The sequence below is a fragment of the Cellulomonas citrea genome (assembly GCF_009829685.1).
Lineage (GTDB): Bacteria > Actinomycetota > Actinomycetes > Actinomycetales > Cellulomonadaceae > Cellulomonas > Cellulomonas citrea.
In genome coordinates, this window is record NZ_VWSD01000224.1 from 1 (window position 1) to 3,133 (window position 3,133).

3 protein-coding genes are annotated in these 3,133 nt (G+C 77.3%); 1 reads left to right on the plus strand and 2 read right to left on the minus strand.

The window, feature by feature from the left end; translation table 11 throughout:
* Together F2B26_RS15345 and F2B26_RS15350 are read right to left on the minus strand one after the other, a co-directional pair.
* Positions 1-653 (minus strand): 5-oxoprolinase subunit B family protein (locus F2B26_RS15345; RefSeq protein WP_159810842.1); only part of this gene is annotated, 653 nt, incomplete at its 3' end.
* A complete protein-coding gene (locus F2B26_RS15350; RefSeq protein WP_159810844.1) occupies positions 650-1,423 on the minus strand; it encodes a LamB/YcsF family protein in 774 nt (257 codons plus the stop codon). The genes F2B26_RS15350 and F2B26_RS15345, both read right to left, overlap by 4 nt.
* Positions 1,424-1,505: 82 nt before the next feature.
* On the opposite strand from F2B26_RS15350, the gene F2B26_RS15355 reads away from it, so the two are divergent.
* The coding region (locus F2B26_RS15355) for an SDR family oxidoreductase (protein WP_159810846.1) at positions 1,506-3,133 on the plus strand (1,628 nt) is incomplete at its 3' end.

A 3,133-nucleotide genomic window follows, 5' to 3' on the forward strand; every position in this document is an offset into this window, starting at 1 on the left:
CCCGCCAGGGCCGTCGCACGCACGGGGACGAACCGCACCGCCGTACCGGGGGTGAGCAGCGCCGGTGGGTCGGCCTCCGGGTCGACGAGCACGGTGCCGGTGCGCCCCAGCAGCCGCCAGCCGCCCGGGCTGGCCGCCGGGTACACGCCGGTGTACTCGTCGGCGACGGCCACCGACCCGGCCGGCACCCTGGTCCGCGGCTCGGCGAGCCGGGGCAACCGCAGCAGCGGGTCCAGCCCGACCAGGTAGGCGAACCCCGGGACGAACCCGCCGAAGGCCACCTCGTAGCGGGCGCCGGCGTGCCGCGCGACCACCTCGTCCACCGAGCGGCCGACCTGCCGGGCCACGTCGTCCAGGTCCGCGCCGTCGTAGCAGACCGGGAGCTCGACCAGCGCCGTCGGCTCCCCGTGCGCGTCCCCCGCCGCATCGAGCACCTCGTGCAGCCAGGCGGCGACACCCGCCCGCTCGGCCGGGCCCCCGCGCCAGGTCACCAGGAGCGTCCGGGCACCGGGCACCACGTCGCGCACCGCCGCGGGACGTGCCGGGCCGTCGGGCCGGGACAGCCCGGCCGCCACCCGGCCGGCTCGACCGCCCGGACCCAACTCGACGAGCAGGGCGTCCGGCCCGAAGGGCACGACCGGCGTACGGCTCACGGCTCGGTCGCCGCCACGAGCCGCACCCCGGCCGAGGTGAGCGCCCGACGCACCGCGCGGGCCACCTGCACCGCCCCGGGGGTGTCGGAGTGCACGCAGACCGACCCGACCCGCATCGGCACGACGGTGCCGTCCAGCGCGACCACCTCACCGGACAGCACCAACCGGACGGCCTGCTCGGCGGCGGCCTGCGGGTCGGTGAGCAGGGCGCCGTCGGTGCCGCGGGGTGCCAGCGTGCCGTCCGGCAGGTAGCCGCGGTCGGCGAACCCCTCGGCGACCGGCATCACCCCCACCTGGGCGGCCAGCTCCAGCGCGAGCGACCCGGGCAGGCCGAGCAGCGCGAGCGGGCGCCCCAGGGCGTCGGCAGCCTCCCGCACCCCGGCCACGACCGCCTCGGCCTGCCCGCGGTGCGCGACGATCGCCGAGTAGAGGGCGCCGTGCGGTTTCACGTAGCCGACCCTCGTCCCCGCCACGCGGGCCACCCCGGCGAGGGCCGCCACCTGGTAGACCACCTCGTCACGCAGCACGGCCGGCGGCACGTCGATGAACCGGCGGCCGAAGCCGGCCAGGTCCCGGTAGGACACGTGCGCACCGACGGCCACCCCGCGGGCCGCCGCCCCCTCGCAGGTCGCGCGCATCACCACCGGGTCACCGGCATGGAACCCGCAGGCGACGTTGGCGCTCGTCACCTGGTCGAGCAGCGCACCGTCGGCGCCCAGGGTCCAGGCGCCGAAGCTCTCGCCGAGGTCGGCGTTCAGGTCGATCCGCACAGGAGCGATCCTGCCGTGCCACGGGCCCCACGTCTGCCGGCGCCCGGGTGCGCCGCGGCGCCCGGGCACGCAGACTCCCCCCGTGACCGCATCCGCTCGCACCCGACCGCCCGAACCCGTGGCGCACACGCTGGCCGGCCTGGTCCCGGGCACCGGACCGGACGGGCTGCCACGCCCCGACGCGCCGGTGGCCGCCGTCACCGGGGTGAGCGGGTACGTCGGTGGCCGGCTGGTGCCCGAGCTGCTCGCCGCGGGCTACCGGGTGCGCGCCCTGGCCCGACGCCCGGACCGGCTGCGCGGCCGCCCCTGGTACCCGCAGGTCGAGCCGGTCGACCTGGACACCACCGACCTGGACCGGACGCGGGCCGCGCTCGACGGGGTGGACGTCCTCTACTACCTCATCCACGCGCTGGGGTCGGGCCGCTCGTTCGCCGCGACCGACCGGACCACCGCACTCACCGTGGCGCGGGCGGCCCGCGAGGCCGGGGTGCGCCGCATCGTCTACCTCGGCGGGCTGCACCCCGACGACGAGGAGCTGTCGGTGCACCTGGCCTCGCGCACCGAGGTCGAGGAGATCCTGCTGGCCAGCGGCGTGCCGACGATCGCGCTGCGCGCCGCCGTCATCCTCGGCTCCGGCTCGGCCTCGTTCGAGATGATGCGGTACCTCACCGAACGGCTGCCGGCGATGACGGTGCCGCGCTGGGTCGCCAACCGGATCCAGCCGATCGCGGTGCGCGACGTGCTGCGCTACCTCGTCGGCGTGGCCTCGGCACCGGCCACCACCTCCCGCGGGTACGACATCGGCGGGCCCGACGTGCTCACCTACCGCGACCTCATGCAGCGGTACGCCGCGACGGCCGGGCTGCCCCGCCGGCTCATCGTCGCCGTGCCGGTGCTCAGCCCGCGGCTGTCCAGCCTGTGGGTCGCGCTCGTCACCCCCGTCCCCGGCCCGCTGGCCCGCCCGCTCGTGGACTCCCTCGTGCACGAGGTGGTGTGCAAGGAGCACGACATCGCCGCCCTGGTGCCGGACCCGCCGGGCGGTCTCATCGGCGTGGACCGGGCGATCGAGCTGGCCCTGGCACGGATGCACGACGGCGAGGTGTCCACGTCGTGGGCCAGCGCCTCGGTGCGCGGGGCGCCGAGCGACCCGCTGCCCTCGGACCCGCAGTGGGCCGGCGGGACGCTCTACCGCGACGAACGACGCATCCGGGTGCAGGCCTCGCCGGCGGCGCTGTGGCGGGTGCTGGAACGGGTCGGCGGCGACCGCGGCTGGTTCTCCTGGTCGTTGGCCTGGCGGGTGCGGGGCCTGGCCGACCGGCTGGCCGGCGGTCCGGGCCTGCGCCGCGGGCGGCGCGACCGCGACCACCTCGTGGTCGACGACGCGGTGGACTTCTGGCGGGTCGAGCTCGTCGAGCCCGGGCGGCTGGTGCGGCTGCGCGCCGAGATGCGGTTGCCGGGTCTGGCCTGGCTGGAGCTCGCGGTCGAGGACGACCAGGGCTGGGACCAGGTGGGCGTGACGTTCGCCCAACGTGCGCTGTTCGCACCCAAGGGCCTGCTCGGGCAGCTGTACTGGTGGTCGGTCGCACCGTTCCACGGCGTGGTGTTCGGCGGGATGCAGCGCAACATCGCGCGCGCCGCGCAGGCGGCGGAGCGGGCCCGGACGGACCGGCCGCGTCGTGGTGCACCCGGGGACGGCCTGCCGGGCGGCCG